This window comes from Rhodopila sp. (genome assembly GCF_965276935.1).
Lineage (GTDB): Bacteria > Pseudomonadota > Alphaproteobacteria > Acetobacterales > Acetobacteraceae > Rhodopila.
Genome location: NZ_CBDIBS010000004.1, coordinates 1,423,334 through 1,446,223 on the forward strand (window position 1 = coordinate 1,423,334; position 22,890 = coordinate 1,446,223).

The window sequence follows — 22,890 nt, forward strand, 5'->3', positions numbered from 1 at the left end:
GCGAGATCAATTCTTGAACGTATCGCGCACGGTGTCCTTAGCGCCGCCAACCGCGTTTTGCGCCTTGCCGGCGAGCTTCTCCTCGGTGCCTTCGGCCTGCGTCTCGGTGTTGCCGGTCACCTTGCCCACGGCTTCCTTGATCGAGCCTGACACCTGCCTGCCCGCGCCCTTTAAACGATCCTTGTCCATAACAACTCCTTCTTTTCTCTGGCAGCGCGCTTGCCGGACAGCATTAGTGCCCGCTTAACACGGCGCAGGACGAATAATAAGGTTGAGTCGCACGAACTTCCAGGCAACGTAATCCGCCAGTGCTACTAAACCATTTGCACTAGACACCCGTGAGTTCTAAACCATGGATGATTATTGCCGTTTGGTGCGGCGTTGTTTCGTTTGAGTTTTTTTGGGAGCACCAAGACCATGTTCCCGCGCCCACACGACCAGCGCGCTTCGTCGATGCACATCTAGCGTCTTGTAGATCGCAGAGACGTGATTGCGAATGGTGTTCCGGCTAACGCGCAACCGAGCAGCAATGTCATCGTCCGACAGCCCCTGAGCTATGAAGGTAAGCACTTCGCGGGCCCTGGGTGTCAGGTCGCTGACCTTCGGGTCAGGCTTGCTGGATGTGCCCTGTCGCGTGAGATTGGCCAGTTTTTCAACAATCTTCTGGCCGAACCAGGACGTATCCTGCATCACCGCCTCGATCGCGGTTAGTAGTTCGGCTTCGGTCTGCTTGCGCTCGGTGATGTCCAGCATGACGGTAAGGACGCAATGCTCCCGGTGGATGGTAACGGTTTCCGCTGACAGCAGGTAATCGCAGACGCGGCGGTCTTTCATTTCGATCTGGATGTCGACGCTGCGAAGATGGCCTGTCTGCTTCACCAGTCGGGCAAGATCTTCTCGCGCGGCGCCTTTCCCCCAAAGCCCGAGTTCGGCTTCGGTCCGGCCGATCACCTCCTCTCGCCGCCAGCCTGTCGCCGCGGTGAAGGCGTCGTTCACGTCGAGCAGGCGCATGCCATCAAGCGCGATGATCGCCATCGGGCCAGGCGCCATGCGGAACGCCACGGCGAATCGCTGCTCGCTCTGCCGCAAGGCATCCTCGGCCTGCTTGCGCGGATGCAGGTCCGCGAACGTGAACAGCATGCAACTTTCATCGCCGATCTCGATGGGCTGACCGGCGACAATGACCGTCTTGGCGTCACCGTCCGATCCGCGAAGGCGGGCTTCCATCTGCGGAATGGTCGTACCAGCATGGAGACGCTCGACAGCAAGGTCTCGCTTTGCCGCGCCTTCAAGCACATCGATCTCATGCATGGATTTTCCAATCAGGGCTTCCCGAAGATAACCAGTCAATTCCAGAAATCCCTGGTTCACCTTGACGTAGCGCATGTCGGATAGCCGGGCGATGATGGCGGGTGCCGGATTGGCGCCAAACGCCCGTTCAAAGCGTTCCTCCGCATCGAAGCGCTCGGTCTCGTCTTCCAGCACCAGGACCAGGCAGTCGGGCCGGCCTTCAGGGTCGGTCAGGACCAGGCTGCGGATCTGTTGCACCCGGCGCTTGTCCTCTCCAGGCCGAACGACTTCAACCACCACCTCACTGAAAGCCTCTCCGGCAACGGCCCGATCCATCGGGTATTCATCCGGCGGCAATTTATGCTTGTTGCGATACCGCAGTTCAAAGCGCGCCCGGTATCCCGCCACCGTGTCGCCAAGCTCCCTGAGCGACTTGACCCCATGCATCGCGAGAGCCGCCCCGTTCGCCCAGGCGATCGTCTGATCCGGATTGATGATGATGACGCCCTCAGGGAGCTCGGCGATGATCTGCTGAAGGTGTGTTCGGTGGGCGCGTGCCCTGGAAACGCCGTCTGTCATGCCTCTGCAACGCAGCAAGCCGGGTGCGCGTCATCGCTCAGCGTTAACAAAATGAGGTGCGCGATTTGTCGGCGGCTGCTGGAAAATCCCCTGGGTCCGTCTTCGCCGCCGTCGGCTGCTGCTTCAAGCTTCCAGTCGCCAGGTGTATGCGCGCTGCTGGCGATAATACTTCTCGCAACTAAAACGGGTCCGCGTCGAGAGTAACTTTGGCTGATCAGCGCTCCGCGCGAACGACCAAAACAACGGCTTCAGTGTTGCTCATTCTTCAAGCCATCTTCCCGATCAGCCGTAACGCTGCTCCGCGGGCAAGACTGGCGAAGGTATCGCAGGGCACTCGGGTGAAGTAGACTGAAGACACGGGATGGCGCATCTGCCGCTGTGTCATCACCAGGCTTGGCCCGGTAACCCACGACTTTGGCTTGGTTTGGCACCGCAAGTCGTGGGTAGCCGGGCCAAGCCCCGGCCATGACACAAGGCAATGCGGCGCGGCCAGGACGCCAGTCGGGTGCCCGTGGCGCGGAATTCTTCGCGTCATCCGGTTCACCTGATTGCCCTGGAAGGTATCGCGGCCAGCGTTGCCGCGTGCCCACCGGCGTGGCACCGTGATCGCACACGCATACGGAACCGCCACGGTGACCTTGATCCTTGCCAGCCGCCCGAACGTCTATTCCTCCAGCCCGCTTGATCGCATCGCGGCAAGGCGGGAGGACCCAGATTGGATCGCTGCCCAACTGGCCGACCCCGAAACGCTGTTCGTGCCGGTCTGGCGAACGCGGAACCTGGTTCGCACGTCCCGCGAGGGAGATCCGGAAGCCGTCTATGTTTCCGGCGCCGTGGCGGCGACGCTGCGAATGCAGGACGCACCTCATGGCGCGCCCTGGGCCTTTCTGGGCATCCAGGATGGCCGCGCCGTGTTCGCCATCGATATCAGCGCGACCGACGATCCGGCGCCGCTGCTGCCAGAAGAATTCGGCCGCTTCGTCGACCTGCGCTCGGTCGGCTGGGGCGTGCCGCGGCCGGAGGCTTCCGTACTGGCGCATGCGCGCGGATTGCTGCACTGGCGCCAGCGGCACAGGTTCTGTGGCGTGTGTGGCAATCCGTGCGAGGTGAAAAGCGCCGGCCATGTGATGCGATGTACGGTGTGCGACATGCAGCACTTTCCGCGCACTGACCCGGCCGTCATCATGCTGGTGCATCGCGGCGACCGCGGGCTGCTGGGCCACTCCACCCGGTTTCCGCGGGCGACGATGTATTCCACGTTGGCCGGCTTTGTCGAACCCGGCGAAACGTTGGAGGAAGCGGTGCGGCGCGAAGTCCTGGAGGAGTCCGGTATCCAGATCGGTGCGGTGCATTACCACTCCAGCCAGCCCTGGCCTTTCCCCGGCAACATCATGCTGGGATTTTACGCCGAGGCCCTGACCGAGGACATCACGATTGACCCTGAGGAGCTGAAGGATGCCCGCTGGTTCACCCGGCATGAGATGCGGGACCACAAGCAGCACGGTTTCGACTTGCCGCGAGCGGACAGCATCGCCCGCCGGCTGATCGAGGACTGGCTGGCCGCTGGCTGATGCCGCACCTGCTGTCCCCTGACCTGCTGACGATTGGCTACGAGGGCTGCACGATCAACGCCGTGATCAACACGCTTCAAAGCGCCGGAGCAGCCCTTCTGATCGACGTCCGCGCCGTGCCGCAATCCCGCAAACCGGGCTTTTCCAAGCGGCAGCTTGCCGCGGCGCTGGATCAGGCGGGTGTCGCCTATGTGCACCTCCAAGGGCTGGGCACACCGAAGCCCGGCCGCGACGCGGTGCGGGCCGGGCATCCGGAACGCATGGAGGTGATCTTTCGGGAACACATGACGTCCGATCGGGCGCAGGCGGATCTGGCGCAGGCGAAGGGCTTGGCGCGGGAACGGCCGGCCTGCTTGCTGTGCTTCGAGCGAGACCATGCGATATGCCACCGCCGGCTGGTGGCGGAGATGATCGTAGCCGAGACAGCGCAGGCCGTGGTGCATCTGGCAGCACCTTGGCCTGCGGCGTGATAGGGTGCAAGAATCACGCTGCCCGGCGAGTCCTGTTCGAGTTCATGCTCGCCTCTGGCCAAGCCGCCGTGGCGGCCTTCGCGTGATCGCCTGAGGCTGGCTTAGTCAGAAGGCGTGAATCACGCAATCAAACAATGCGTTAAAGCGCGATCCCGTGGGTCAACCTAAACCAGTCGCGCTTTAACGGGCTGTCGTGAAGTTAAACAGAAGGTTGGTCTCGGCCGCTCCGGCCGCCGCGGCTTCACCATGACAGGGTACTCAAGCGGATTGAGTAACGTGGCAGGATCGAGACTGCCGATTGTTGGATCGCTTCCGCGTCATGACGCTACAACCATACGATCCATACTACCACGCCTGCCGCCACCATCAGGGTTACCGCCGCCAGCAGCGAACTGACCAGACGCGGCGCCACCGTCCCGTCAGGCAGCATCTTCCGTCCGGTGATCATCGGCCGCACCAGGTCCTGACGCTTCAGCGTCGCATATATCGCGATTGCCAGCACGTGCAGGACGATCGCCGCCTCGATCAGCTTGAAGTTGATTGAATGAATATGGCTCAGCCAGTCGCTCTGGTCCTTGCTGACGAAGTGCATCAGCGGCCCTTCGGTCGCGGCATCGTCGTTGCTGAACAGCCCAGTGCCGGCCTGAACACCGATTAGCGCCAACATCAGCAATACCATCCAGCCGCCGGCGGCGTTGTGGCCAATTTCCCGGTCGGCTTCGCGCCGGCCGATGTGGGACAGGTGCCGCAGCGCTGCCACGGGACCTTTCAGGAATCGCGTGAACCGAGCGGTATCGCTGCCAATGAAGCCCCATACGAGGCGAAACAGCAGCAGCGTCAGGATCGTGCAACCGGTCCAGACGTGCCATTCCATCCAGTTATATTCCTGCGTCAACCATGCCACCAAGATCAGCAGTACGATGACCCAGTGGAACAGACGAACCGGCAGATCCCACACCTTGATTGGCCGCATACACTTGTCCCCTTGTTGACACGCGGCAGCATGTAGACACGTTCTGTCGGCTGCCATCCCCGCCAGGCTGATCAGCACCCCCAGTCGGCACCCCCGTTGCGTCCGGCCGACGGATACGCTTTCCTGCCATTATCCCATCCGGAGGCAGATGATGCGCGTCAGCGTGATGCAGATGAACCCCGGCGCGAACAAATTGGACAACATCGCCCAGGCCCGCCGGCTGATTGAAAGCGCCGTGGCGCAGGACCGGCCCGACATCGTCAGCCTGCCGGAGGTCTGGGATTCGCTTGGCGGCGACCGCGCCACCCGCGCCGCCAATGCCGAAGTGCTGCCGCCCAGGGGGTCCAATGAACCCGGCGGCGAAGCCTACGAGTTCCTGCGTGACACCGCCCGTTCAGCGCGCATTCACGTGCACGGCGGCTCGATCATCGAGCAGGGACCAGAGAAATTGTTCAACACCACGGTTGTGTTCAACCCGGACGGGACCGAGCTGGCACGCTATCGCAAGATCCACCTGTTCGACATCACCGCGCCAGACGGCACCGGCTATCGTGAAAGCAACAGCTACGGGGCCGGCGACGCGGTGGTGACCTATGAAGCCGCTGGGGTAAAGGTTGGCTGCGCCATCTGCTACGACATCCGCTTCCCTGACCTGTTCTGGACCCTGCGCCAGCAGGGCGCGGAGCTGATCTTCCTGCCCAGCGCCTTCACCCTGGCCACCGGCAAGGACCACTGGGAGGCGCTGATCCGCGGCCGAGCCATTGAGACTCAGTGCTGGTTCGCCGCCCCGGCGACCTGGGGCAGACATCTGGAAGGCAAGGGCGATCCGCGCTTCACCTATGGTCATTCGATGGTCGTCAACCCGTGGGGTCACCTCGTCGCGCAGGTTTCCGACGGCATTGGCTGGACCACGGCGCGGATCGACCAGGCGCTGACCGCTCGGGTCCGTCGTGACATGCCGGTGCTTGAGCACAGGAAGCGTGTGTGAGCGACGCTCCGCCTGGCCCTCCGATCCCTGAGGACCGGGGTTTCCTGGCGGGCCAGATCGCTTTCGTCGCCGCTCCGACCGCGATTGCCAATGAAGCACGCGATCGACTGATCGTACGCTACGGCGCCTGTGCCCCGGAACAGGCCGCCGTGGTGGTGGCGCTAGGTGGCGATGGCTCCATGCTGGAAACCATTCATCAGGCACTGGCGCTGAACGTGCCGGTCTATGGCATGAACCGCGGCTCGGTTGGCTTCCTGATGAACGCTTACAATGAGGACGACCTGCCCGGCCGGCTGTCCCGCTCCCAGGCGGCGGAGCTGCATCCGCTGCGGATGCGCGCCGTCACCGCCACCGGCGCGGTCGAGGAGGCCCTGGCATTCAACGAGGTCAGCCTGCTGCGCCAGCTTCGCCAGGCCTCGAAGGTGCGCATTCTGGTCGATGGCCGTGTGCGGCTGGAGGAGTTGTCGTGCGACGGCGTGCTGATCTCCACGCCGGCCGGATCGACAGCCTATAACCTGTCGGCGCATGGGCCGATCGTACCGCTGTCCGCCAACCTGCTGCCGCTTACGCCGATCAGCGCGTTCCGCCCGCGGCGCTGGCGCGGAGCGTTGCTGCCGAGCAGCGCCGACGTGCTGTTCGAGGTGCTGGAGGCGGATAAGCGGCCAACCGCCGCGGTGGCGGATTTCACCGAAGTGCGCGACGTCGTCTCGGTTGCCGTCAGCGAGGATCGGTCGGTCACGGTGACGGTGCTGTTCGACCCGGATCAGGGGTTGTCGGAGCGGATCATCGCCGAGCAGTTCACGGTGTGAGCAGGGAATGTCGGACAGGCCAGCATGTTTCAGGTGGCCCGCGTTTTCGCCGCGATGATGGGCGATGCACTCGCCTGCGTTGCCGCTGATCGTCGCCGCGAGTGTCAGATCAGCGTGGCTGGATAACCCTTTTGAGGATGTTGCAATGCCACAGAACAGTCTGATTGCCGAACTGAAATCGTACGAACCCGAACTGGTGCAAATCCGCCGTGATATCCACCGCCACCCTGAAGTCGGCTTCGAGGAAACACGCACCGCCGCGTTGGTCGCCGACCGCCTTCGTCGATGGGGTCTGGATGTCACCGAGGGTATTGCCGGCACTGGCGTGGTCGCGACGCTGAAGGGACGGCTTCCTGGACAGCGTGCGATCGGCCTTCGCGCCGACCTGGATGCGCTGCACATCCAGGAAGTGCCCGGACGGGATCATGGCTCGACAGTGCCGGGGAAGATGCACGCCTGCGGGCACGACGGACACACCGCCATGCTGCTGGGAGCCGCACGTTACCTGGTGGAGCATCCGGCGGACTTTGGCGGCACCGTCGCCTTTATCTTTCAGCCGGCCGAGGAGGGCCTCGGTGGCGGGCGGGTGATGGTGGAGGAGGGGCTGTTCGATCGGTTTCCGGTGGACGCGGTCTACGGCATGCACAACATGCCTGGCATTCCGGTTGGCGAGTTCCGCACCCGCACCGGCGCGTTCCTGGCTGCCAGCGACACCTGGACGGTCATTTTTCGCGGCACGGGCGGTCATGGCGGTGCCGGCGCGCATCTGGCGACAGACGCCACCTTGCCGCTGGCGCACTTCATCCTGGCTGTCCAGACGATCGTCAGCCGCAATGTCAAGGCCAGTGAAACCGCTGTCATCAGCATTGGCTCCATTGCCGGCGGCGATGCCGGGTCGCCCAACATCATCCCGTCCCAGGTGACGGTATCGGGCACCGCACGCTCATACGAACCGAAGGTCCGTGACCTGATGGAGACCCGGCTGACGGCGTTGGCGCATGCCCAGGCGGCGGCGTTCGGCTGTTCCGCCGAGGTAAGCTACAGCCGGCGCTACCCGCCCTTGATCACTCATGCCGAACAGACCGCCGTCTCGGTGGCGGCGGCGACGGCGCTGGTAGGTGCCGACAAGGTTGATCCGGATTGCCTGCCTTCCACCGGCTCGGAGGATTTCTCCTTCATGCTTGAGGCCCGGCCAGGCAGCTTTGTCATGATCGGCAACGGCACGGCCGAGCATGGCACGATCCACCACGTCCACACGCCAGGATACGACTTCAACGACGCCATCCTGACGCTTGGCGCGGCTTACTGGGTCCAGCTTGTGCACACCGAGCTCGGCCTGGCTTGAGGACACGGGATGTCTGCCTGAACAACTGTCCATCGTCGTTCGGGCTGATTTTCCTTTATCGCAGCTTTGGTCGGCCCGGCGGATTTTGCTCCGCGCAACAACCCTGACTAAGATTGCGCGGTGCAACCGCCCGCCAGAAGGACTGTCCGGATGATCACACCGCTTCCTATCGCCCGGCCCGAGGAAGTCGGCCTCCACGGCAGGGCCCTCGACCGCCTGTCCGCCGCACTGCAAGACCGCATCGCGAGTGGCCACATCCCAGGCGCGGTCGCGCTGATCGCGCGCCACGGCAAGGTGGCGTATTTCAACAGCTTTGGCAGGCTTGATCCGGCGTCCGGCGCACCGATGGGCACGGACGCCATATTCCGCATCTATTCCATGACCAAGGCGATTGTTTCCGTTGGCGTGATGATGCTGTGGGAGGAAGGACGCCTGCTGCTGGGCGACCCGATCAGCAAGTACATTCCCGCATTTGCCGACACAACGGTTGGCGTCCTCTCCGACGGTCACCTTGACCGGACCGCTGTCCACCGCCCGATCACGATCCAGGACCTGCTGCGCCACACCTCCGGCCTGACCTATGAATTCCGCGGCGATACTCTGGTCCACAAGGCGTATGGCGAGGCCCGGATCGCGCGTCTCAAGCAGACCAACGCCGAACAGGTGGACGCCTTGGCGAAACTGCCGCTGCTGCACCAGCCCGGCACGGTCTGGGAATACAGCCGCTCCACCGACGTGCTCGGCAGGCTGGTCGAGGTCGTCTCCGGTCAGACCCTGGGAGCCTTTCTGTCCGAACGCATCCTGGGCCCGTTGGGCATGTCGGACAGCGGCTTCTCGGTGCCCCAGGCTGATCAGTCCCGCATCGCCGAAGCCTTCGCCACGGACCCGGAGAACGGCACCGAGGTCAGCCTGCTGGACATCCGCCGGCCGGCGGTGTTCGAATCCGGCGGCGGCGGCATGGTCGCCACCACGATGGACTACGCCCGCTTCCTTGCCATGCTGATCGGCAACGGCCGCCTGGGCGACAGTCGTCTTCTCGGCCGCAAGACGGTCGAACTGATGACGTCGGACCATCTGGGAAGCATCACCGGCGCGTCTGATCTGCTGCCGCCGGGGCATGGCTTTGGCCTGGGCTTCGCGGTGCGCACCAGCCCGGGGCTTGCGCCATTCCCTGGATCGGTCGGCAATTACTACTGGGGTGGCGCGGCCGGCACGACCTTCTGGGTTGATCCGGCCGAGCGGCTGTTTGCCGTCCTGATGATCCAGGCCCCGGTGCAGCGGGAGCATTATCGGGTCCTGTTTCGCGATCTGGTCTATGCGGCGGTAACCGACTGACACGATGCATCCAAAGATCGGGATGACGCGGCCGCGCCATGCGGCGCGTCGGGAGTTCTGCTGACTGGCGCAAGACCATTGCCGCGGAAAAACCGCCCCGAATCCGGCTTCCGTTAACCAGTTGCTAACCCTGCGCCCCGATGATCCACGGGATCGATGAAGGATTTGCAATGTTGAGGGTCATCGGCTGCGTCGTGCAGAAACATGACCTTGGGTTGGTGGCGACGGCCCTGCTGGTTTGTATCCTCGCGGCGCTGACCAGCGTCCGGCTGCTGGCGCGTGGGGCGAGCAGTCAGACCGGGCTTCCCACAGCTTGGGTTGCCGCAGCGGCGGTGACGTTCAGTTGCGGGGTATGGACGACCCATTTCCTTGGCATGCTGGCTTTCGTCCCCGGTCTGCCGTTCACCTTCAGCCTCTCGCTTTGTGCCTTGTCCCTGGCATTCATCGCGCTACCATCGCGAATCGCCTTCGGTCTATGGATCGACAGGCCAAGGTCCTGGTCGATGGCGATCATCGCCGGCCTGTCGATCAACGCCGGGATTGTCATGACGCACTTCGCCGGCATGCGTTCGCTGCGCCTGCCGGCCGTGATCCACTACGACCTGGTCCCGATCGTCGTGTCCCTCATTCTTGGTGCCTTGCTCTGCATCGCGGCGATCCGGATGCTGGACCGGACGCACACCGTCCCCGCCGCGCTGTTGCTGACTTTGGCCGTAAGTTCGGTGCATTTCATCGCCATGGGAGCGGTGAAGCTGGAGCCCGTCGCCGGCACGGATGTCATACCCATGTCGATCGCGAAATCGACACTAGCAATTCTGACTGTCGGGGGTTGTCTGCTGATCCTGGCAGTGGCGCTGGCAGGCTTTCGGCTTGACCGCCTGATGTCCACCCGTCTGGCAGCCGAGGCGCGCCGCTTCCGAGCCCTGGCTGACGCGACAGTCGAGGGGCTGATCGTCGAGCGCGCTGGCCTGATCATCGATATCAATCGGGCAATGTGCCGCCTGATGGGGGTTGAGGCCGATAAACTGGTTGGAAAGGCGGTTGCGACGGTGATCAGCGGCGGCGTATCGCTGCATCCATCCAGCTTTGACCGCGCGATGGAACACGAACTAATGCTGCCGGACGGTGGCAGCCGATCCGTGGAGGTGCTCTGGCGAAACGGTCCCGATCCGCACGGGCATGTGCTTGCGGTGCGAGACATCTCTCGGGAAAAAGCCGCACAGCTTCAGATCCAGCGGATGGCGCATTTCGATCAACTGACCGGAGTCGCCAATCGCCAGTTGCTGGAGAAGACGCTGCAGAAGGCGCTTGCGCTGTCGGACCGGGCGACTGTCGGCATCGCCCTTCTTTGTATTGATCTGGACCGCTTCAAGGCAATCAACGATGCGCTGGGTCCGAGCGTCGGCGACCAGGTCCTGGTCCTGACGGCGCGCCGGCTGTCGGGCGTGGTGCGGGATACCGACACGGTGGCGCGCATCGGCAGCGATGAATTCGCGGTCGTCCAGCCATTGGCCGGACAGCCCGCGAATGCCGCCGCACTGGCGGAGCGGATCGTGGCGGAACTCGGGCTGCCGTACGAGATCGATGGCCAAACGATCATGATCGGCGGCAGCGTTGGGGTTGCGCTGTATCCCGCGGATGGCACAACCACCCTGGACCTGATGACGAAAGCCATGCTCGCCCTCAATCGGGCAAAGCGGGAGGGCCGCAACACCTGGCGCTACTGCGAGCCTGGCATGGACTCCAGGCTACGCGATCGACGGGCGCTGGAGCGCGATCTGCGCGTCGCCGTGGCCAAGCGCCAGCTCTATCTGGCCTACCAGCCATTCTACGACGCCTTGACGCTGCGGGTCGCCGGCTACGAGGCTTTGCTGCGATGGAACCATCCGCTCAGGGGCAACGTCTCACCCGCCGAGTTCATTCCGATTGCCGAGGAAAGCGGGCTGATTGTGCCGATTGGCCAGTTCGTGCTGGAAACCGCTTGCGCCGAGGCCGCAAGCTGGAGCCGCCCGCTGGTCATCGCGGTAAACCTGTCACCCGCTCAGCTTGCGCAGGGGCGGATCGTGGCAACGGTCGATGCGGTGCTGCACGATAGCGGGCTGGATCCATCGCTGCTGGAACTGGAGATTACCGAGGGCGTGCTGATGGACGACACCGAGCAGGCACTGACAACCCTGATGGCGTTGAAGGAACGCGGCGTCACCCTGGCGATGGATGATTTCGGCACCGGTTATTCAAGCCTGAGCTACCTGAAGAAATTCCCGTTCGACAAGCTCAAGATCGACCGCAGCTTCGTTCGCGACCTTGACGATAACGCCAACGGCGAACCGATCGTGGCGGCCATCATCGCACTGTCCCGCAGCCTGCGTTTGGAGGTGACCGCGGAAGGCGTCGAGACACCGCGCCAGCTTGCCCTGTTGCGCGCCGAGCGGTGCGCATTCATTCAAGGTTTTCTGCTTGGCCGTCCGATGCTCGCGAACCAGATCGACCGCCACGGCATCGAAGCGCCCATGGCGGTGGCGGAGCTTGTCGAAACGGCTGGTCTGGAGACGGCACTGACCCCGCTAGGCCGCTGACGGAACAGGACCCAAGCCAAAGTCCCGCGGCCCAAAGGGACGCAGCGAACGCCTTGATGCCGCATCAACCGATGCGGCGCTTCCACATGTCGAATATATCCGACCAGGTCTGTTCAGCGGCCGCCGCGTCATACACCGCCCGTTCGGCGAAGCAGAAACCATGGTTGGTACCAGGAAATACCTTCACTGTGTTGGCAACGTCCGTTGCCGCCAGCGCGGTGCGCAGGGCCGGTATGACATGCGCGGGCACCGATTGGTCGTGTTCGGCAAACGCATAATAGAGTTCACCTTCAACCTGGCCGACAAGCTGATGCGAGGAGTCTGCCTTGTCGGTCACGATGTTGACTCCATACAGCGACGCAGCCGCCTTGATCCGGTGAGGAAAGCGGGCTGCGACCGTCGTGATGTAGCATCCGCTCATGCAATGACCGACACAGCCGATCGCGCCGGGCTTCGCCTTGTCCTGCGCATCCAGCCAGCCGATCATCGCGGCGGTATCGTCCGTCACCAGGGCGTTGGTCAGACTGTTCATGGCCGCGCGGATCACGCCCGACATGGCATCGTCACGCCGCGGGATGTCGAACCGGATCGTTCCCAACCTGTAGTACATGTCCGGCAGCAGACAGAAGTAGCCGGCCTTGGCAATCCGACGTGCCATGTTGCGCAATTCTTCCCGTGTGCCGGGTGCGTCCATGTAGAAGATGACCGGCGGGAACGGCCCCGCCCCATCGGGACAGACCGCGAAGGCCGGCATGCGGCCGTGCTTCGTGGTAATCGCTACATCCTGTTCCAACATCTTATTTGCCCCCCGCCGCTCGTCGTGCATTGTCCTGCGTATGCCGCGAGGACGCAAATCCGCCACCGTCGGTCTCCAGCGCCTGGACTTGCTCGCCGGCCTCGCGCACAACTGAAGTCATGAACCACACAGCTTTCATCGACGGCGTGCTGGCGAACGCCATCACCAGTGGCAAGATCCCTGGACTGGTCGCCGCCGCGGCGGACCAGACCGGCACGCTGTATCACTCAGCGTTGGGTCGTCGCGACGCCAGCCGGCCGCAGCCCATGACGGTTGATTGCGTGTTCCGCATTGCCTCCATGACCAAGGCCATCACGGGTGCCGCCGCGATGCAGATGGTCGAGCAGGGGAAGCTCTCGCTTGACCAGCCGGCGCGCGAGATCCTGCCGTTCCTGGCCGAAACCAAGGTGCTGGACGGGTTCGATGACAATGGCACACCACGGCTGCGCGCGCCGCGCGGCGAGATCACGCTGCGCAAGCTGCTGACCCACACCGCCGGCTTCGTCTACGACACCTGGAACGAGAACCTGAACCGGTACGCGCGCCTCACCAACCTTCCCGCCACGCGAACCGGCAAGCTCGCTGCTCTCACCGCCCCGCTTGGTTTTGATCCTGGTGAGCGCTGGGAATATGGCATCAACATCGACATCGCCGGGAGGATGGTCGAGGTCACCAGCGGACTCGACCTGGAAACCTACATGCAACGCCATATCTTCGCGCCGCTGGCCATGGTGGATACCAGCTTCATCTCGCGGCCGGAGTGGGATAGCCGAATGACCACTCTCCACGCTCGGCAGGCAGACAGCACGCTGAAGCCAATCGACGCGCCGGTGACAGCGACCGAGGAACGGGAATTCTTCACCGGCGGTGGCGGGTTGTTCTCCACCGTGCCGGACTATCTGCGCTTCCTGCGCGCGCTGATGCATGGTGGCGAACTGGACGGCAGCCGCATCCTGCGGCCGGAGACGGTCGCAAGCATGAGCGAAAATCACATGGGCGCGCTGAACGTGCTGCCGATGAAAAGCTTTGTTCCCCACCTGTCGAACGACGTCGAGCTGTTCCCCGGTATGCCGAAGACGTGGGGCCTGAGCTTCCTGATCAACACCCAGGACGTGCCCGGCGGACGCAGCGCTGGCAGCCTCGCATGGGCTGGGCTGAACAACACCTATTATTGGCTGGACCTGTCCCGGAAGGTGGCCGGCGTGTTGATGACCCAGATCCTGCCGTTTGGCGACGCGGCGGTCCTGGATGCGCTGGCGGCGTTCGAAACCGTTGTCTATCAGGCGATCAGCTAGTTGTAACAATCAGAAAATTTCCCCTTTCAAAACACTTTCATTTGTGAGATAAAATGTCTGTGAGTGTAGCTCGCCCTGTGTCACACGGATTTCACGAACGCACCTGAACGAGGATCGCATCGCGAGATTTTATAGCCCGAAATTGGCGGCCAACTGTAGTGGTCCTATTGATAGCAGAGAGTTCTAACCAAAGATAGCCAAGAACGTCTTGGCATAAGTGGCATAGTTTTCCGGATCTTGCAGGTGGTGGAGCAGGCGCAGTGACAGATCGACCATGGTGGGACACTTGGACACGACCTTGGTCTTGCGTCGAAAGCGAGCGAGATAATGCCTGACGTTGCTGTTGTCCTGCTCAATGGGGAAGGTCAAGTCCTTGCCGGTGAACAGTTGATCCTCCGGGATCAGCCGGTGGTAACCCTCCCAATCATCGGTGACGAAGGTCTTGCCGCTCAGGCCGACCTTGTCGAGCAGGCGGCGGCAGGTTGCATCATCACGCCCACCCAGAACCCAGGCCACAACGCGGCGTGTATCAACGTCATAGGCGCGCCAGACCCACAGCTTGGCAGACTTTTTTTGATGAAGTGCCACATCTCGTCCGCCTCGACCGTGATCACCTGCGCCGCTACCTCAGGCTCCGGCAAGGCGGAGGCTTCGGCTCGCACCCACTTCAGCACCGCCACGTCGCTGACACCCAGCAGGCGTCCGATCATGCTAAAGCTCATGTTGCCCATGCCATACAGCAGCATAGCCAGCGCCTTCATCGCAGGCGGCTTGCCCCGCAACGGGGTATCGGTGAAGTTGCAGCCACAGCGATGACACCGGTAGCGCTGGTGGCCGCGCACCGTGCCGCTCTTGACGTAGTCCAATCCTCCGCACTGCTTGCAGTTCAAACCATCCGCAGACATTACAGCCTCCAGCCCAAAAACCGTCAGTCTAGCAAAGCTGGCAGATATCTCAAGTTAGAACTCTCTGATAGCAGCCGGAACGTCTATGATTGCTGACTACTTGGAGAGGGTGTTTGGCGATAATTCATATGATCGTCTTTCTTCCGCCCCTGTGTTTTTCAGCGTTGTTGCATTGGTGTCGACGAGCATGATTTGGAAATCGAGGCGGACGGGTCCCATTGTTACCGCGGCAACAAGCAGCGTTCGCCGTGAGCTACCCAAGGTATTGATCAATAATTCAGAATCAGTCGCCAGCACGACGTCGCAACCTCTGGCCGGACAATGATTTGGTTTGTCAAGTTCCTGATCGTGCAAGTCGTGTTCAGGTCGATCGCTTGGGTATTCGTCCAAACATTTGTATTAATCGGTTCGATTATGCCGGACGCGGTCGCAGCAAATACCAGCACCGTTTGGATAGCCGTGGAGCGCGTTCTGTCGAATCCGTGGTTATGGGCGGCTCTGGTGCTAATAGCGCTGCTAGGGCACCGCATAATCCTGGCCCGCCGCCGCGTTGTAGTTGGTCGCCGCGTCAGTTCAATTTCCTCCGAGTGAAAGTGCACGTTCAACCGCTCGAGATTAACTCTATGCAGATACCGACAACCGGCCAACCAACCAAGCTGAACGTTGCGATGTCTACTGAAAAAGTTTGGTCTATTTAACAAGCTATTTAGGGAACTTCCAGCCAATACGATTGACAAGCGGCGATCCAGTCACTACCCCGCCGCCTCCCCTGCACCGAGTCCGCTGTCAATGTCCCGCCGCAAGCCTCGCGGCCGCCCACTCGACGGGTGGCTGATCATCGACAAGCCGGCCGGATTGACCAGCACCGATGTGGTCAACCGCGTGCGGCGCATTTTCGATGCACAAAAGGCCGGCCACGGCGGCACGCTGGACCCGCTGGCGACCGGCCTGCTGCCGGTGGCATTCGGTGCCGCCACGAAGACCGTGCCTTATGTCATGGACGGCACCAAGCTGTATCGCTTCACCCTGCGTTTCGGTGAAGCGCGCGACACCGACGACGCCGACGGCCAGATCACCGCCACCAGCGATGTTCGCCCCAACGACGCGGCGATCGAGGCCGCCTTGCCGGCCTTCCGCGGCGCTATCATGCAGGTTCCGCCGGCGTTCTCCGCCATCAAGATAGCGGGCGAGCGCGCCTACGACATGGCGCGAGAGGGGCGTGCCCCGGTGCTCGAACCCCGTCCCGCCCGTGTCGACCGCTTCACGCTGGTCGAGCAACCGGACGCCGACACGGCGGTGTTCGAGGTTGCCTCCGGCAAGGGTGTGTACATGCGCAGCCTGGCACGGGACCTGGCGCGGGCCTGCGGCACGGTGGGACACATCGCCACGCTGCGCCGTCTGCGGGTCGGGCCGTTCCTGGAGCACCATGCGATACCGCTGGACAAACTGCGTGAACCGGACGATACCGCGCCGGCTTCCCCGGACCTGCTGCTTCCGGTCGCGACCGCGCTGGCCGACATCCCGGCGCTGGCCCTGACGGAGCAGGAGGCCGCCGACCTTCGGCATGGCCAGGTAATCAGCCTGGTCGCGCTGATGGGCCGGATTCCGGCCGCGGCCGATCCGAATGGCGGATTGGCCCGCGCCATGGCGGGGGGCCGCATGATCGGGCTGTGCCGGCTGGAAGATGGCCTGCTGAAGTCCGAACGGATCCTCTGATCCGCATGCGTCCCAACCAACCTCTTTTTCAGGAGATCCCTGATGTCGATCACGGCGGAGCGTCGCACGACGCTCATTGGCGACTATGCGACCGGTGCCAGCGACACCGGCAGCCCGGAGGTGCAGGTGGCCCTGCTGTCCGAGCGCATCGTGAACCTGACTGAACATCTGAAGACGCATGCGAAGGATTTCCATTCGCGCCGCGGTCTGCTGATGCTGGTGGGACGCCGGCGGCGGCTGCTGGACTATCTGAAGGGCAAGGATCAGCGGCGGTATGAGACGCTCATTGGCCGCCTGAAACTGCGACGCTGACCGCGACCGCGCTCGTTACCCGGCGCGCTCGACCTTGCTCAGCGCCCACTTGACCATCTGCGGGCCGTCGGCGAAGCCGGTCAGCACGATCTGCTCGCTGCGCCGCGGTTCCGTGCCGCCCAGGTAGATGCTTTCCTCCAGGGTCAGCCGAGCCCCGTCGGCGCGCAGCCGCCAGAAGCTGCCGGACCGCAGCCGCAACAGGGCGGTTGCGCCGTCCTGCTGCAGGCTGGCCTGGACATGCGGATGCAAATGGAAGCGCAGCGTGAACGGCTGCGGGTCGGGTGATTCGATCAGGTCCTCGCCGCGCACGTCCTCACCGCTTTCCGCCATGTAAAGCCGGCGGCGATAGATCGCGTTGAACGGCTTGCGCCAGCCGTCGTGGGAGGCATCAAGCCAATGCGCCCCAGCGCCCTCCTGCCGCTGTGCCTCCACCACCACCGGCCGCCGTCCCAGACCTTCAGGCCGCAGCTCACTGCTGTTGATGTCGCCGAGAACCATGGTGGAGTGCGCGGCGGTGGCGCGGGAGGCATCCCGCCACTGCGGCGAGCCGGCCGGGAAGGCGCCGCAGTTCACGATCAGCCGATCGCGGCCGACGGACAGCTCCATCGACAGGGTTCCGGCATGGGCGTGACGGTCCACGCCAGGCGGCGGCGGCGCGCCGCAATCCACGATCAGCACGCTGCGTCCGGCCTGCATGCGGTGAAAGCCGCCCTCGTTCAACGCTGGCGGGCTGCGTCCGCCGCGTCCGGCCTGGTTCAGCACCAGGTTGACCAGGGCGTCGCTTTCCTCCTTGCTGCCGTTGAACAAGGCGAGGCCGCCGTCGCCGTGGCGCATCAGCCGCAACGCCGGCGCCATGCGGTCGATCGCGTTGGCCAGCGCTGGCGGCGGGGAGGTTTGCGAGGTTTGCAACAGCGCGCGAATCTCGGTCAGATCCTGCAAGGCGGACAGTTGCGCCGCCGGGCTGCGTTCGGCGTGGCAGCCATCCGGCAGGATCTGGCGGGTGATCTCCTGCGGCAGGAAGCGCAGCGCGCGGGCGAGAAAGCCGGTATGTTCACGCAGCGCCACGGCGGCGGCGACCAGGCCTTTCAGCGCGGTCAGCGCACGCGCGTCAAGTTCCTCGGCCGGCAGCGCGGCGGACAGGCTGCGCGCATCGGATACCAGGCGCGCCATCAGACGCTGGCGGAACGCATCATCGGCGGTCGCGGCGAAGAAGTCGTAATGTGCGAGCCAGGCGGTGATGCGGGCACCAAGGACGTCGGGACGGTGCGCGATGCTGTCAGAGGGCGAATTGTTGATCCAATCAGACACCAGGCCGCGGGCACGCAAGCGGGCGGCGTCAGTCCCCAATGCACGGAGGTCGCGGAGCCAGGTGAAACCGTGTGTGCCGGCCCGCAGATCGGGTGAGCCATCGACCGCCGCCCAGCCGCCCAGCCGCAGCACCTGAATAGCGCCGTTAATCTCAAGCTCGCCCTTGATGAGTTTGGCACCACGATCGCCATCACCTGGCCAAGGATCGCGCACCGACAGGGCCGGGGCATCGGGCACGCGACCCATCCGCAGGCTGGGCAGCCGAGCCATGGTTCTGCGGGCACCGCGCAGCCACTTGCCGGAACTGGCTGGACTCATTTGCTATTCCGCAGGCCGTTAATGGATCGGGAGGGCGCGACGGCCGAGATCGCGACAAGTCTGTCGAGCCACCAGCGAAACCCAGCGGCCACCAGGCCAGGCACCATGACAATATAGCGGGAACTGGAAGACATGCGGGCGTTTCTAGACATTGGTGCCGATGCCGCACAAGGCGGCATCGGCACCAATTGGTTGCGTGTTTGCTCCTTCCGGAGCAACCGACGAACGCCGGTTTAGCATGGCTGCTGTCCCGGCATCAGGCGAACATGGGAAAAGCGACGCTTTTCAAAGCGCATGGCCGGCGCGAGGCATCGGCGATCAAGCGTTGCCATCGAAGCGGCATATGCAGCGCCCAGACTCACGTCCGGATCAGCCTGGCGGCAAAAAATCCGTCCATGCCACCGCGGTCGGCCCACAGACCGGGATGCGTGCGCAGAAAACCGTCTGGCGTCAGCGCCTCCGGCAGGTCGGCCAGTTCCTCCGGCTTGAACGGGTCATGCCGCACGCCGCCCCGCCTGAGGGCAGCAAGAATTCGAGGTGCGCCTTCCTCGGCCTGAAGCGAACAGACGGCATAGACAAGCCTGCCGCCGGAACGCAGCATGGCGACCGCCGCGGCCAGCAGCAGGTCCTGCGTCTCGGTCAGTGTCTGCACATCGCGCGGCCGCTTTAGGCGGGCGACATCGGGATGGCGGCGGATGGTGCCCGTGGCGCTGCATGGCGCGTCCAGCAGGACGGCGTCAAACGTCTTGGATGGTACCCATGCCGTCGCGTCAGCCGTGATCACCTCGGCTTGCAAGCCCCAGCTCCTCAGGTTGCCGGACAGCCGTTCCAGCCGGGAAGGATCGCGCTCCAGCGCGGTGACCGAAGCACCCGTTGCGGCAAGCTGCGCGGTCTTGCCGCCTGGTGCGGCACAAAGATCGGCCACACGCTCCCCCGGTTTGGCGGCCAGCAGCCGGGCAGGCAGCGCGGCGGCGGCGTCCTGCACCCAGAGCACGCCGTCGTCGAAACCCGGGATCGAGGCGACTGGGGTGCCGGCGGGATAGCGTACCGACCCGGTCGGCAGCGGCCGCCCGCCCTCCGGCGCAAGATGACCAGGTTTCACGGTGACATCCAGCGGCGCTTCGGTCTGGTGCGCGGTCGCAATCACCCGGGCCGCGGGACCCCAGGACGCCCAAAGCCAGGCGGGTGTATCGAGGCGAGGCTGATCGAGTTCCTCCAGCGCGGCAGGACCGGCGGCGGCGACCTTGCGCAGGACAGCGTTCACCAGGCCGGAGAAGGGAGTCAGGCCGCGTGCCTTGGCCAGGGCCACGGCGGTGGCGACGGCGGCATGGCCGGGGGTGGCCAGAAGCAGCAGGCCGGCGGCGCCGATCCGCAGTACCGTGCGCACCGGTTCCGGTGGCTGCTTTCGCAAATGCGGCTCCAGCACCGCGTCCAGCGTCCCCATGCGGCGCAGCACGCTGGCGGCCAGGCGATGCGCGGCGGCGCGGTCCCGCGCGGCTTGTGGCGGCAAGCCGTCCAGCGCCGCCTCCAGCGGACGGTGGCCTTCCAGGACCGCGGTCAGCAGGTCAAAGGCCGATTCGCGGGTCGGATCACGCACGCCCTGCCCGCGCGCGGCATCACGCACGCCTTGTCCGCGCGTGGCATCACGGACCCCTTGTCCGCGCGTGGCATCACGGACCCCCTGCCCGCGCGTGGCATCACGGACCCCCTGCCCGCGCGTGGCATCACGGACCCCCTGCCCGCGCGTGGCATCACGCGACAAGCGGACGACCAACACCATGGTAGTCGAAGCCGGCCTGGCGCATGGCGACAGGATCGTAGACATTGCGCAGGTCGACCAGCACGCGGCCGCGCATCGTGTCGGCCAGGCGGGTTGGCGCCAAAGCGCGAAATTCATTCCATTCGGTAATCAGCACCAAAGCGTCCGCTCCGGCGGCGGCATCCAGCGCGTCCTTGCAGTAGGTGACGGATTCCGGAAGCATCGACCTGGCCTGCGCCATGCCCTCCGGATCGAAGGCGCGGATGACGGCACCATCGCCGGCGAGGCGGCCGACGATGGAGACCGCTGGCGAATCCCGCATATCGTCGGTCTCCGGCTTGAACGTCAGACCCAGAATGGCGATGGTCTTGCCGCGCACGGACCCGCTGCAGGCGGCGATGACACGCATCGCCATGCTGGATTTGCGCGCATCGTTGACCGCGACGGTCGCCTCCACCAGGCGGGATGGCGCGCCGTGATCCTGTGCCGTGCGCACCAGCGCCAGGGTGTCCTTGGGAAAGCAGGAGCCGCCGTAGCCCGGCCCCGGATGCAGGAATTTCCGGCCGATCCGGCCATCCAGGCCAATGCCGCGGGCGACGTCGTGCACGTCGGCGCCGACCTTCTCGCACAAATCGGCCATTTCGTTGATGAAGGTGACCTTCATCGCCAGGAAGGCGTTGGCGGCGTATTTGGTCAGTTCCGCGGTTTCGATGGCGGTGAAGACGATCGGCGCTTCGATCAGGTACAGCGGGCGATACAGCCGCCGCAGCACCTCGCGCGCCCGCTCGGTCTCGGCGCCGATCACCACCCGGTCGGGACGCATGAAATCGCCGATGGCATTGCCCTCGCGCAGGAATTCCGGATTGGAGGCGACGTCGAAATCCACGTCAGGACGGACCGACTGGACAATATCCTTGATGCGGCGCCCGGTGCCGACCGGGACGGTGGACTTCGTGATGATCACCGCATATCCGGTCAGCGCCCGCGCCACCTGCTCGGCTGCCGCATAGACATAGGTCAGATCAGCATGGCCGTCGCCGCGTCGGGTCGGCGTGCCGACGGCGATGAACACCGCCTCGGTCCCATCCACAGCGGCTTTCAGGTCGCCAGAGAACGCCAGACGACCGGCGGCGGCATTCTCCTGCACCAGTTTTTCCAGGCCAGGCTCATAGATCGGCATCCGCCCATCGCGCAGCGCCGCAAGCTTGCAGGGGTCGGCTTCGACCACCGTGACCTCGGAGCCAAACTCGGCGAAACAGGCGCCGGAGACGAGACCGACATAGCCGCCACCAATCATCGTAATGCGCACGGTAAAATCCTTCAGTCGATATTCGCGTGAAGAAGCACAAGGTGGCGCGGCTTTCCAGTAATTTGCGACGCAAGTGGCCCGATCGGCTTGGCAAACGATCGTCCGGTTGGATTTTCGGTCTTGACACGGCACGACCCGACGGGATGTGTGGCGCGGCAGCTTGCTTCATCGCTTTGGTCCCGTTCGGTTGGAGTGTCATGCCGCAATCCCGCGTTCAGGTCGGCGTCGTCGGCGCTGGCCATTTTGGCCGCTATCACGCGCTGAAGGTCGCGGCATCGGCTCGCGCCGACCTGACCGGGGTTTTCGATCCCGACCTGGAGCGGGCGAAGACGGTCGGATGGGAAGCCGGCGGACCGGAGATGGGGCTGGAGTCGCTGCTGGCGCTGAGTGATGCGGTCATCATCGCCGCGCCCGCGGATGCGCATTACGCTCTGGCCGCGACGGCCCTGCGCGCCGGCAAGCATGTGCTGGTCGAAAAGCCGATCGCCGCCACCCTGGCCGAGGCCGAGGAACTTGGTGAGCTGGCCGGCGCGCGACAGCTTGTGCTGCAGGTCGGCCACCTGGAGCGGTTCTCGGCCGCCTATCAGGCGATGGCAGGCAAGATCGGCGTGCCGCTGTATATCGAGGCGACGCGGATCGCTCCGTTCAAGCCGCGCGGCACCGATGTTTCCGTCATTCTGGACCTGATGATCCACGACCTCGACCTTGTGCTGGCGCTGGTGAACAGCGAGATCGAGAGCGTCGACGCGATCGGCGGCGCCGTGGCAAGCCCGCACGAAGACATCGCCAACGCTCGGCTGCGGTTCCGCAATGGTGCGGTGGCGACCATCACCGCCAGCCGGATTTCACCACGCACCGAGCGTCGGATGCGGATTTTTGCCCAGAACCGCTATCTGGCCGCCGACTTCGCCGCACGCAAGCTGACGGTGATCAGCCGAACGTCCACGGACGCGCAAGCCGCGGAGTCGACGTCGGTCGCGGGTGTCGCCGGTTTCGGCATCGAAGAGGTCGCGTGGGAGGATCATGATTCCCTGGCCGCCGAACATGCCGCGTTCGTGGCGTCCATCCTGGATGGCGCGCCGGTGCTGGTCGATGCCGCCGTCGGCCGGCGCGCCCTGGCGGCGGCGCTGGCCGTGGCCGAGGCGATGCAGGCGTCACGCGACCGGATGATCGCGTCGGGGATCATCGCGCGAGGGGCGGGAGACGACAGCTAGATCATGATCGTTTGAGGTTGCA

The 22,890-nt window shown here is 64.2% G+C and carries 20 protein-coding genes; 11 read left to right on the top strand and 9 right to left on the bottom strand.

Features of this window, described 5'->3' with window-relative positions:
• Positions 1-6 precede the first annotated feature (6 nt).
• A complete protein-coding gene (locus ACQY4S_RS22865) occupies positions 7-189 on the bottom strand; it encodes a CsbD family protein (protein ID WP_428487499.1) in 183 nt (60 codons plus the stop codon).
• 171 nt (positions 190-360) lie between these two features.
• Positions 361-1,869: a PAS domain S-box protein gene (locus ACQY4S_RS22870; RefSeq protein ID WP_428487500.1), complete on the bottom strand. Its 1,509-nt coding sequence runs from the start codon at positions 1,867-1,869 to the stop codon at positions 361-363.
• 602 nt (positions 1,870-2,471) lie between these two features.
• On the opposite strand from ACQY4S_RS22870, the gene nudC reads away from it, so the two are divergent.
• Together nudC and ACQY4S_RS22880 are read left to right on the top strand one after the other, a co-directional pair.
• The gene (gene nudC / locus ACQY4S_RS22875; RefSeq protein WP_428487501.1) at positions 2,472-3,440 is read left to right on the top strand and encodes an NAD(+) diphosphatase; all 969 of its coding nucleotides are present in this window, start codon (positions 2,472-2,474) and stop codon (positions 3,438-3,440) included.
• On the top strand, positions 3,440-3,910 hold the full coding sequence (locus ACQY4S_RS22880) for a DUF488 family protein (protein WP_428487502.1): 471 nt from the start codon (positions 3,440-3,442) through the stop codon (positions 3,908-3,910). Before nudC ends, ACQY4S_RS22880 begins: the two co-directional genes overlap by 1 nt.
• Before the next feature lie 325 nt (positions 3,911-4,235).
• Here the strand turns inward: ACQY4S_RS22880 and ACQY4S_RS22885 are convergent, their stop codons facing one another.
• Positions 4,236-4,883: a cytochrome b/b6 domain-containing protein gene (locus tag ACQY4S_RS22885; protein WP_428487503.1), complete on the bottom strand. Its 648-nt coding sequence runs from the start codon at positions 4,881-4,883 to the stop codon at positions 4,236-4,238.
• Between the two features lie 151 nt (positions 4,884-5,034).
• Between ACQY4S_RS22885 and ACQY4S_RS22890 the strand changes: the two genes are divergently transcribed.
• The 5 genes from ACQY4S_RS22890 to ACQY4S_RS22910 all read left to right on the top strand — a co-directional run bounded on the left by ACQY4S_RS22890 (position 5,035) and on the right by ACQY4S_RS22910 (position 11,936).
• Positions 5,035-5,871 (top strand): carbon-nitrogen hydrolase family protein, encoded by an 837-nt coding sequence (locus ACQY4S_RS22890; RefSeq protein WP_428488480.1) that lies wholly within the window; start codon positions 5,035-5,037, stop codon positions 5,869-5,871.
• Complete coding sequence (locus ACQY4S_RS22895; protein WP_428487504.1) at positions 5,868-6,680, top strand: NAD kinase; 813 nt, start codon at positions 5,868-5,870, stop codon at positions 6,678-6,680. Before ACQY4S_RS22890 ends, ACQY4S_RS22895 begins: the two co-directional genes overlap by 4 nt.
• Positions 6,681-6,825: 145 nt before the next feature.
• Positions 6,826-8,025: a M20 aminoacylase family protein gene (locus ACQY4S_RS22900; RefSeq protein WP_428487505.1), complete on the top strand. Its 1,200-nt coding sequence runs from the start codon at positions 6,826-6,828 to the stop codon at positions 8,023-8,025.
• A gap of 150 nt (positions 8,026-8,175) precedes the next feature.
• Positions 8,176-9,360 (top strand): serine hydrolase domain-containing protein, encoded by a 1,185-nt coding sequence (locus ACQY4S_RS22905; RefSeq protein ID WP_428487506.1) that lies wholly within the window; start codon positions 8,176-8,178, stop codon positions 9,358-9,360.
• A 170-nt stretch (positions 9,361-9,530) separates the two neighbouring features.
• Positions 9,531-11,936, top strand: a complete 2,406-nt coding sequence (locus ACQY4S_RS22910) for a bifunctional diguanylate cyclase/phosphodiesterase (RefSeq protein ID WP_428487507.1) — start codon at positions 9,531-9,533, stop codon at positions 11,934-11,936.
• A 64-nt stretch (positions 11,937-12,000) separates the two neighbouring features.
• Here the strand turns inward: ACQY4S_RS22910 and ACQY4S_RS22915 are convergent, their stop codons facing one another.
• Positions 12,001-12,732 carry a dienelactone hydrolase family protein gene (locus ACQY4S_RS22915; RefSeq protein WP_428487508.1) on the bottom strand — a complete coding sequence of 244 codons (732 nt, stop codon included), beginning with the start codon at positions 12,730-12,732 and terminating at the stop codon, positions 12,001-12,003.
• A gap of 119 nt (positions 12,733-12,851) precedes the next feature.
• On the opposite strand from ACQY4S_RS22915, the gene ACQY4S_RS22920 reads away from it, so the two are divergent.
• On the top strand, positions 12,852-14,027 hold the full coding sequence (locus ACQY4S_RS22920) for a serine hydrolase domain-containing protein (protein WP_428487509.1): 1,176 nt from the start codon (positions 12,852-12,854) through the stop codon (positions 14,025-14,027).
• 183 nt (positions 14,028-14,210) lie between these two features.
• On the opposite strand, the gene ACQY4S_RS22925 is transcribed toward ACQY4S_RS22920, so the two are convergent.
• A complete protein-coding gene (locus ACQY4S_RS22925) occupies positions 14,211-14,543 on the bottom strand; it encodes an IS1 family transposase (RefSeq protein WP_428483390.1) in 333 nt (110 codons plus the stop codon).
• Complete coding sequence (locus tag ACQY4S_RS22930; RefSeq protein WP_428483389.1) at positions 14,477-14,932, bottom strand: IS1/IS1595 family N-terminal zinc-binding domain-containing protein; 456 nt, start codon at positions 14,930-14,932, stop codon at positions 14,477-14,479. The genes ACQY4S_RS22925 and ACQY4S_RS22930 overlap by 67 nt, the downstream gene beginning before the upstream one ends.
• Positions 14,933-15,721: 789 nt before the next feature.
• Here ACQY4S_RS22930 and truB point away from each other — a divergent pair.
• Together truB and rpsO are read left to right on the top strand one after the other, a co-directional pair.
• Positions 15,722-16,648, top strand: coding sequence for a tRNA pseudouridine(55) synthase TruB (truB, locus tag ACQY4S_RS22935; RefSeq protein WP_428487510.1), 927 nt, complete (start codon positions 15,722-15,724; stop codon positions 16,646-16,648).
• Positions 16,649-16,690: 42 nt separating this feature from the next.
• Complete coding sequence (rpsO, locus tag ACQY4S_RS22940; protein ID WP_428487511.1) at positions 16,691-16,960, top strand: 30S ribosomal protein S15; 270 nt, start codon at positions 16,691-16,693, stop codon at positions 16,958-16,960.
• A gap of 15 nt (positions 16,961-16,975) precedes the next feature.
• On the opposite strand, the gene ACQY4S_RS22945 is transcribed toward rpsO, so the two are convergent.
• From ACQY4S_RS22945 to ACQY4S_RS22955, 3 genes are all read right to left on the bottom strand, one after another.
• Positions 16,976-18,586 carry a heparinase II/III family protein gene (locus ACQY4S_RS22945; protein WP_428487512.1) on the bottom strand — a complete coding sequence of 537 codons (1,611 nt, stop codon included), beginning with the start codon at positions 18,584-18,586 and terminating at the stop codon, positions 16,976-16,978.
• A 358-nt stretch (positions 18,587-18,944) separates the two neighbouring features.
• Positions 18,945-20,210 carry an RsmB/NOP family class I SAM-dependent RNA methyltransferase gene (locus ACQY4S_RS22950; RefSeq protein ID WP_428487513.1) on the bottom strand — a complete coding sequence of 422 codons (1,266 nt, stop codon included), beginning with the start codon at positions 20,208-20,210 and terminating at the stop codon, positions 18,945-18,947.
• Positions 20,211-20,337: 127 nt separating this feature from the next.
• Positions 20,338-21,654 (bottom strand): UDP-glucose dehydrogenase family protein, encoded by a 1,317-nt coding sequence (locus ACQY4S_RS22955; RefSeq protein ID WP_428487514.1) that lies wholly within the window; start codon positions 21,652-21,654, stop codon positions 20,338-20,340.
• 197 nt (positions 21,655-21,851) lie between these two features.
• Between ACQY4S_RS22955 and ACQY4S_RS22960 the strand changes: the two genes are divergently transcribed.
• Positions 21,852-22,868: a Gfo/Idh/MocA family protein gene (locus ACQY4S_RS22960; protein ID WP_428487515.1), complete on the top strand. Its 1,017-nt coding sequence runs from the start codon at positions 21,852-21,854 to the stop codon at positions 22,866-22,868.
• Positions 22,869-22,890: the final 22 nt, after the last annotated feature.

Bases quoted from the DNA above. Each gene is read 5' to 3' on its own strand.
- ACQY4S_RS22920 (WP_428487509.1), top strand. From the start codon at position 12,852: ATGAACCACACAGCTTTCATCGACGGCGTGCTGGCGAACGCCATCACC.
- ACQY4S_RS22905 (WP_428487506.1), top strand. From the start codon at position 8,176: ATGATCACACCGCTTCCTATCGCCCGGCCCGAGGAAGTCGGCCTCCAC.
- ACQY4S_RS22865 (WP_428487499.1), bottom strand. From the start codon at position 189: ATGGACAAGGATCGTTTAAAGGGCGCGGGCAGGCAGGTGTCAGGCTCG.
- ACQY4S_RS22885 (WP_428487503.1), bottom strand. From the start codon at position 4,883: ATGCGGCCAATCAAGGTGTGGGATCTGCCGGTTCGTCTGTTCCACTGG.
- ACQY4S_RS22945 (WP_428487512.1), bottom strand. From the start codon at position 18,586: ATGAGTCCAGCCAGTTCCGGCAAGTGGCTGCGCGGTGCCCGCAGAACC.
- ACQY4S_RS22910 (WP_428487507.1), top strand. From the start codon at position 9,531: ATGTTGAGGGTCATCGGCTGCGTCGTGCAGAAACATGACCTTGGGTTG.
- ACQY4S_RS22930 (WP_428483389.1), bottom strand. From the start codon at position 14,932: ATGTCTGCGGATGGTTTGAACTGCAAGCAGTGCGGAGGATTGGACTAC.
- ACQY4S_RS22880 (WP_428487502.1), top strand. From the start codon at position 3,440: ATGCCGCACCTGCTGTCCCCTGACCTGCTGACGATTGGCTACGAGGGC.
- ACQY4S_RS22900 (WP_428487505.1), top strand. From the start codon at position 6,826: ATGCCACAGAACAGTCTGATTGCCGAACTGAAATCGTACGAACCCGAA.
- truB (WP_428487510.1), top strand. From the start codon at position 15,722: ATGTCCCGCCGCAAGCCTCGCGGCCGCCCACTCGACGGGTGGCTGATC.
- ACQY4S_RS22870 (WP_428487500.1), bottom strand. From the start codon at position 1,869: ATGACAGACGGCGTTTCCAGGGCACGCGCCCACCGAACACACCTTCAG.
- rpsO (WP_428487511.1), top strand. From the start codon at position 16,691: ATGTCGATCACGGCGGAGCGTCGCACGACGCTCATTGGCGACTATGCG.
- ACQY4S_RS22890 (WP_428488480.1), top strand. From the start codon at position 5,035: ATGCGCGTCAGCGTGATGCAGATGAACCCCGGCGCGAACAAATTGGAC.
- ACQY4S_RS22960 (WP_428487515.1), top strand. From the start codon at position 21,852: ATGCCGCAATCCCGCGTTCAGGTCGGCGTCGTCGGCGCTGGCCATTTT.
- ACQY4S_RS22915 (WP_428487508.1), bottom strand. From the start codon at position 12,732: ATGTTGGAACAGGATGTAGCGATTACCACGAAGCACGGCCGCATGCCG.